Raw genomic sequence first — 6,291 nt, forward strand, 5'->3', positions numbered from 1 at the left:
AGAATGAAGGTTAATAGGCGTTTTTCCAGAGCCCCGATTTAAAGGTACGCCAGATGATTTTAAGATCTAAACCGATACTCCAGTTCTGAATGTAGTAGAGATCCAGTTCGAGCCTTTTCTTGATGCTGGTCTGACCTCGATATCCGTTGACCTGAGCCCATCCGGTAATCCCGCAGCGCACCCGGTGACGAACCATGTAGGAAGGAAATTGCTTTCGGAATTTCTCAACAAATTCCGGTCTCTCAGGCCGTGGGCCCACAATGCTCATCTGTCCACGAATCACATTTATTAACTGAGGCAATTCATCGAGGCTGGTTCTTCGCAGGAAACTCCCGATCCTCGTCCGGCGGGGATCGTCCTTTCTTGCAAATACCGGTCCCGAGGTGTTCTCGGCGTCCATTTTCATCGATCTGAATTTCCACATCAGAAACCGCTTCCCATCCAGGCCCATTCTTTCCTGCTTGAAATAGACGGGACCCCCGTCTTCGCGCTTGATCAGAAGAGCAATGCAGAGCCAGGCAGGGGAAAGAAGAACGATAGCCGCAACCGCAATGGAAAGGTCCATGGCCCGTTTCACGACTGAGGACCAACCCTCCAGAGGGACAGCATTGAGATGAACCACAGGGATGCCGTCCAGATCTTCCACGGCAGCCTGAAGGGCCATCAATTGAACGACATCGGGAATCAGACGCACCTCTACGTAGAGATCTTCCAGTTCCTTGACAATGTGAAAGATTTTTTTCCGCGCTCTCAGGGGTAGCGCGATGTAGACGGAGTCAACATTCAGCTCCTGTACGGCAGGAATCAAGGTTTCCGTGTTGCCCAGTACCCGGACTCCCATAAAGGTATGGGTCTGTTTCCCCGAATCGTCATCGAGAAAGCCAACGACGACAAATCCCAGCTCCCGATGCTGGCAAATCTTCTCTACGACCTGTTCCCCGAGAGAACCCGCTCCCACGATCAGGATCCGTTCCAGGAATCGACCCCGCCTGTGAAGGGAGTGGGACACGGCCCGAAAGGAGAACCGCCAGGTAATGAGAAGGAAAAGCATGATGACAAAGTGGACAATCAGGTATACGCGCGAATAACTGAATTCCCGATAAAACAGCATGATGGCCATGAGGATTAACTGCGCCAGCGCTGCAGAAAGGAATATCTTGATAAGCTCTTCAGGTCGAGTTTTTCTTCCGCGAGTCTGGTAAAGCCCCTGGATGGAAAAGATCGTCGGGATAATCACGATGAGAAAGGGAATGAGTGCCAGATAGGGACGCACTCCCGGAATCCCTTTGTCCACAGGGAGAAACCCGGTATGAAACCGGAACCCGTAGGCAGCGATGATCGACAGGGAGACGCAGACGGCATCTCCAAGCAGGAGTAGAAACGCGACGGTTGTGCCCTTTCTGTGATTCACTCTTCTATTGTACATCTACGCACGTCATTCCGTAACCGTTACCGGAAGGGTTGTTGAAAAAACTGTGATACCATAGACTTATGTTTGACCACCAGATGGTCGTCAAATTTCTGGATGGCACAATGCTAAAAGGTTTTGGCCCTTTCATTGCACCCGGCGATTTGATGATGGATTTTCAGGATTTACAGAATAATATCCATTTCGTTGACCTGGGAAAGGTGAAGGCAGTCTTCTATGTTCACTCCCTCGAGGGACTCCGTCAGGGACACCCGAAGAAAAGACGCGAAACGCAGACCTTTGCTTCCGGAGAAAAGGTTCGGGTTAAATTCAAGGACGGTGAAGAAGTGATCGGCGTTATGACGAATCCCGATATCTCCAAAGCAGCATCGGGATTTTATGTGACTCCGACTGAAGAGGGATCGAACAACTACAGAATTTACGCCAACCGTAATGCGGTGGAAGCCATGTGGGTCAAACGTATGGGCCTGGAAATCAATCTTCTGACCTGACCCTCACGCAATCGTAGATTACTCCAACCGCCAGCAGAAGGAAGACTCCAAGCCCGAGCCAGTTGGCCAATCCCGCAGCAGGAGAAAAGGATGGAAAGGAAAATCCAAAGCGGTCTTCCGCCATCTTGACAATCCCATCAAAGACGCCTGCGAGCGCACCTCCAGCAATCAGCCCGGAGGCAATCAGAATTCCTTTATCATTACGAAGCTTGGAAAGAGCCTCATTCCGTGTAGATCTTTGAACCATCCAGGCTGCAATGGCACCCAGTAAAAGGGGACTGTTCAGCTCGATGGGAAGGTACATCCCAAGGGCAAAGGCGAGGCCGGAAATACCGAGCATTTCGATAATAATGGCGATCACGGCTCCCAGTCCATATAATGCCCATGGTGCTCCTTCCGACATGACGCTCTTGATGACGGCTGCCATGGCGTTGGCCTGTGGAGCAGCGAGGGCAGCCGGATGCTCTGGGCCGGGAATGTAACCGTAGACCTTCGCAAAGAGGATGATCACTGCGGTTACAGTCACGGAAGAGATGGCCGAGGCCGCGATATTACTCCACTGAATCTGACGGGGAGTGGCCCCCAGCCAGTAGCCGATCTTGAACTGAGTGACCAGTGATCCCGCCATGGACAGAGCGGTGCAGACGACGCCTCCGATGAGTAGGGTCCCCAGCATTCCGGAGGTCCCGGTCAACCCCAGAGCGGAAAGCAACACGGCGGAAATAATCAACGTCGTGAGCGTCATTCCGGAAATGGGTGTGATGGAAATCATGGCTACGGCCCAGGCGGATACGGAGGAAAAGAGAAAAGAGACAACAATGGTCAGCCCGAGGGAGATCAGGGCGAGAGTGGTCGCATGCGTCATGGAGGTGAGGACGGAAAATCGAAAATAGAGAAATGTGAGGAGTGCCACACCGAATCCCAGGAAGAGGACGGAGGACATCGGAATATCCCGTTCGGTCCGAACGGTCTCTCCATCCTTATCGGAGGCCCGTAACCGTGATAGCTGGCCCGCCATCTGACGGGTCGCCTGGAGAATCGTGGGCGACATTTTCAAAATGGAGATGAACCCCGCGGCAAAGATTCCACCGATCCCGATGTAGCGGACGTAATCAAAGAAGATTGTCTCCGCATCCATTGCCGCATAAGACGGGTTCAGGTGAGCAAAGAGAGGGATGAGGACCGCATAGGATAGAAAAGACCCTCCCATGATAATGGAGGCATAGCGTACGCCGATGATGTAACCGAGTCCCAGAATTGCCGCAGATGTGTTCAGGGCAAAGACAAATTTAATCTTATCCGTCACGGTATGAAGTGCCGGAACCAGGGAAGTCGTGAACGTGTCGCTCCAGGCTTTCAGGCCCAGGGCAAGGTAATCCAGAATAATACCAATCCCCAGGGAGTAGAGAAGAACTCGAGCCTGCTTTCCTCCCTGCTCACCCGAAACGAGAATCTCGGTTGTGGCGGTGGCTTCCGGGAAGGGCAGTTTGCCATGCATCTCCGCTACGAAATAGCGGCGAAAGGGAATCAGGAAGAGGACACCCAGGACCGCGCCCAGGAAGGGTACTAGGAAGATCTGAGTGAAGGTTGCCAGGGTCGATGAGCTTTCAAGTCCCAGGATGAAAATGGCCGGCATGACAAAGACCGAACCCCCGACAATGATTCCGGAAGTGGCGCCGATGGCGAGAATATTGACGTTTTCGAGAAGGGTACTGTGACGTTTCAGCATGGCGGAAAATCCCACGGCCAGAATGGAAATCGGTATGGCCGTTTCAATTCCCTGCCCCAGCTTGAGGGCGATATAGGCCGCAGCAGCCGAGAAGAGAACCGTCATGGCGATTCCAAAAGCAATGGACCTGGGAGTTACCTCGGGAATGTGGGTATCCGGGGAAATGATCGGCTGATAAACTTCTCCGGGTTTCAGTTCTCTGTAGGCATTTTCCGGCAGTTGCTTTGTTGTGCTCATTCGACCTCCCGATTGGAATGCTCGAAGTAGGATACCATGGTCGTCCATTCAGGGTTCATACTATGGAACGATCTTTCTCCTTGAAGCGGTGATTGGGGATGTGATACGATACCTGTGGAGGGCGCTTTGATACGATTGACCGAATTCTATACGGTCCTGGAAAGCCTTAGCGATAAGGAACGACAGGCCTGCCTGACATGGCTCCAGGAAAATACAAAGCATGGATCCATTGGTACCGACCGCCAGCTGGAAGCCTTTCTATCCCTCGCCAACAAGGTCAATCGCTCTTTTCACCTGGAAGCCATACTCCAGACCGGACTGCAGACCATTCTCCAGGTTCTCTCCTTTGATGCCGGTGCCATCTATCTCACTGATGAGGAACAGGGAGTCCTCACCCTTTCCTGTGCAAGAGGAATCCATGAAGATTATGCGGAGGCTATCCGTAAGTTCCAGCTCGGTCAGGCAATCGTGGGTAAGGTTGGCCAGACGGGGAAAAGCCTCTTTATCTCCAACCTGTCCGGCCATAACAGCGCCCTGGAACCAACACGCAGGAATGGACACCTGAAATCCTTTTATTTCACGGCCCTGAAAACCCAGGGCAAGATTGTGGGTGTCATGCCGGTAGGTCTTTTCTCCGAACGACTCTTTTCAAGTCGCGAAATGGAGTTTATCGATCATCTGGGATCCCTCATTGCGCTTGCCATCGACCGGACCAAACTTTTTCGGGAAGAACAGGCTCTCCTGAGAAATTCCGAAACTCTTTACGAAATTGAGCGCATTCTCATGGATGAAGTCGATATCCGTACGGCCGCGCGGGGAGTGCTGAGAGTGATTCGGGATAATCTGGGTTATGACTTCCTGATCCTCACCCTTAGAGGACCGGATGACTCTCTCGAAGTTCTTGCCCAGGTCGGATATGAAAAAGAGCAGAACGAGATTCCAGGGATTATCCGTATGGGAGAAGGAGTTATCGGTAAGGTCGCAGCGGAAGGAAAAACCATCAACATTCCAGATGTGTCCCTCCATGAATCCTATATCGCCGTGCGTCCGGGAATCCGTTCCGAAGTCGCCATACCCATCCACGGCGAGGAAGAGAGCATTCTTGGCGTCCTGAATGTGGAAAGCGCCAGACCTGCGGCCTTCGGGGAACGGGACCTTCAGGTCCTCACCTCCGTTGCGAATCAGCTTTCGGTCGCCATTCGAAACGCCCTTCATCGGCGGGAACGGGACCGCTATTACGATGAACTCCAGGCGGCCTACATGGGAACACTTCATCTCTTTTCCGATTTCCTGGAAGCGACATTTCCCTTCCTGTCCGGGCACAGTGACCGAGTCTCCTCCCTGGTGCTTCCCATTGCCGAGGCGATGGGGTTCACTACCGATCAGATCCTTAATCTCAGAGTCGCCGCAGAGTTTCACGACGTTGGAAAAATCTACATTCCACGCGAAATTCTTCTCAAACCGGCATCGTTGACGGTGGAGGAGAGGCGAGCCATTAATGAACATCCAAGGGTGGGCAGCCAGATGGTGGCAAAAGTACCCATCTTTAAGGAATTTGTCGCTCCGTGGATTCAGTCCCATCACGAATGGATGGATGGTTCCGGGTATCCAGAGGGCTTAAAAGGAAATCAGATTCCTCTGGCATCCAGAATTATCACAGTCGTGGATGCCTGGGACGCCATGACATCAAAGCGTCCCTATCGGGAAGCACTGAGCCACAATGAAGCCATAGAACAGCTGCATATGTGCACGGAAACGCAATTCGATCCTGATGTTGTCAGGGTTTTTCTGGATCATCTTCCTCAAATTTCCGGAGCGGATGACCCTCGGCCTCATCAGTCATTCTAGCCTTACCCATCCCTTACAAAATAACGTGGTTCCAATCTTGCGAATCCCCTGGGAATCATGTAAGATATGCCTCCGGTGCCGACGTAGCTCAACGGTAGAGCAGCTGATTCGTAATCAGCAGGTTGGCGGTTCAAGTCCGCCCGTCGGCTCTGTTTTTCCAGGGCTCAATCACTATCTCATTCCATTCAACCAATCGATAGTTTCTGAGTGGGCGTCCTTGCGCTCCATAGAGGGCTATCTGGGGTACACTCGCGTCAAGTCCGCCCGTCGGCTCTGTTTTTCCAGGGCTCAATCACTATCTCATTCCATTCAACCAATCGATAGTTTCTGAGTGGGCGTCCTTGCGCTCCATAGAGGGCTATCTGGGGTACACTCGCGTCAAGTCCGCCCGTCGGCTCTGTTTTTCCAGGGCTCAATCACTATCTCATTCCATTCAACCAATCGATAGTTTCTGAGTGGGCGTCCTTGCGCTCCATAGAGGGCTATCTGGGGTACACTCGCGTCAAGTCCGCCCGTCGGCTCTGTTTTTCCAGGGCTCAATCACTATCTCATTCCAT

At 52.4% G+C, this 6,291-nt stretch carries 4 protein-coding genes and 1 tRNA gene; 3 read left to right on the forward strand and 2 right to left on the reverse strand.

The window, feature by feature from the left end:
• Positions 1-10: 10 nt before the first annotated feature.
• A complete protein-coding gene (locus PLD04_12380) occupies positions 11-1,411 on the reverse strand; it encodes an undecaprenyl-phosphate glucose phosphotransferase (protein HXK69130.1) in 1,401 nt (466 codons plus the stop codon).
• A gap of 80 nt (positions 1,412-1,491) precedes the next feature.
• Between PLD04_12380 and PLD04_12385 the strand changes: the two genes are divergently transcribed.
• A complete protein-coding gene (locus PLD04_12385) occupies positions 1,492-1,920 on the forward strand; it encodes a hypothetical protein (GenBank protein HXK69131.1) in 429 nt (142 codons plus the stop codon).
• Here PLD04_12385 and PLD04_12390 read toward each other — a convergent pair.
• On the reverse strand, positions 1,904-3,886 hold the full coding sequence (locus tag PLD04_12390) for an oligopeptide transporter, OPT family (protein HXK69132.1): 1,983 nt from the start codon (positions 3,884-3,886) through the stop codon (positions 1,904-1,906). The two genes, PLD04_12385 and PLD04_12390, sit on opposite strands and share 17 nt — an antisense overlap.
• Positions 3,887-4,012: 126 nt before the next feature.
• Here PLD04_12390 and PLD04_12395 point away from each other — a divergent pair, with 126 nt between their 5' ends.
• Together PLD04_12395 and PLD04_12400 are read left to right on the forward strand one after the other, a co-directional pair.
• Positions 4,013-5,734 carry a GAF domain-containing protein gene (locus PLD04_12395; protein HXK69133.1) on the forward strand — a complete coding sequence of 574 codons (1,722 nt, stop codon included), beginning with the start codon at positions 4,013-4,015 and terminating at the stop codon, positions 5,732-5,734.
• Between the two features lie 77 nt (positions 5,735-5,811).
• Positions 5,812-5,883 (forward strand) — tRNA-Thr (locus PLD04_12400).
• Positions 5,884-6,291: the final 408 nt, after the last annotated feature.

The organism is Thermoanaerobaculia bacterium (assembly GCA_035593605.1).
In the GTDB taxonomy this organism is placed as follows: domain Bacteria; phylum Acidobacteriota; class Thermoanaerobaculia; order UBA2201; family DAOSWS01; genus DAOSWS01.

Coding starts and splice junctions, on each gene's coding strand:
- PLD04_12385 (HXK69131.1), top strand. CDS start 1,492: ATGTTTGACCACCAGATGGTCGTCAAATTTCTGGATGGCACAATGCTA.
- PLD04_12390 (HXK69132.1), bottom strand. CDS start 3,886: ATGAGCACAACAAAGCAACTGCCGGAAAATGCCTACAGAGAACTGAAA.